The following is a 1,069-nucleotide window of genomic DNA, read 5'->3' on the forward strand; positions in this document are numbered from 1 at the left end:
GATCGTCGAGACCGGCACCCCGTGATCCTTGGCCAACCGAGCCGCCGTATAGGCACCGTCATGCGGATCGTTGGGGTCAAGCGGAACATTTTCGGCGCCGTCGGACTCCAGCACGATGCGGGCCGGCGGCGGACCGTCGCCCCCTCCCATCACCGCGCCGACTGTGGCGATGGCCTGTAGCGCGGTGAAAATGCCTTCTCCGGTCGCGGTTTTGGGAGCCGGCTGCAGATTGTCGATCGCTGCTTTGACGGCGCCGCGGTTGGTGGTGGGCGAGACCAGCAGCGTGGCGTTGGCGGCGAACTGCACCAGGCCCAGGTTGATCGCCGGCGTCAGCTCGTCGGCGAACTGCTTGCCGGCCTCCTTCGCCGCGGCCAGCCGGCTGGGGGCGACGTCGCTAGCGGCCATGGACTCCGAGACATCGATGACCAGCACCACCACGGCCCGGTTCAGCGGAATCCGAACGTTCGACGTCGGTCCGGCCATTGCCGTCGTCAGCAGCACCAATGCGGTGACCAGCAGAATCGTCGGGACGTGTCGCCACCGCCCGCGACGAGTCGGTGCGACGGCATCCAGCACCTCCATGTTGGCGAATCGCAGAACCCGCCGGCGACGGGCGAAAAGCACCGCCACATAGATGCCCACCAACAGAAGAACGAGCAGCAGGAACAAGAAGAACCAGGCGTGCTCGAAACCGGTCAGCGAGATCGGGCCCAACAGCGGCAACTTCACCTCACCAACTTCGTGGCCCTGCCGCCCGCCGTCAAGTTCGCAGGTCAACCGGCCGGCAAGAGCGTGTGGCGACGTGTCAGTCCAGCGGTCACGTTTTCGGAATCGGTTGTCAGCCTGCTGCCTCACGTCAAGATGCGCGCGAAGGGGGATTGGGTGCCCTGCGCGCTGACTCGTCAGCGGGGTCAGTGGAGTCATGTATACTCGAACATATGTTCGAAGGAGCGGGTGGTCGGTCGCAGGAGCAGCTCGTCGCCGGCTTCGACGAGATGTTTGCCGGGGCTGTGGTGCGCACGCCGACCCCGGAGTCGCGGGCGTGGCTGGATCGGGTGGGGGCGGCGGT

1 protein-coding gene is annotated in these 1,069 nt (G+C 66.3%); it reads right to left on the reverse strand.

Annotation, left to right across the window (positions count from 1 at the left end; all coding sequences use genetic code 11):
- A partial coding sequence (locus A5791_RS05560) for a VWA domain-containing protein (RefSeq protein ID WP_067232454.1) occupies nucleotides 1–729 on the reverse strand: 729 nt, incomplete at its 3' end.
- Between the last annotated feature and the right edge of the window lie 340 nt (nucleotides 730–1,069).

The organism is Mycobacterium sp. 852002-51163_SCH5372311, from assembly GCF_001667115.1.
Taxonomy (GTDB): domain Bacteria; phylum Actinomycetota; class Actinomycetes; order Mycobacteriales; family Mycobacteriaceae; genus Mycobacterium.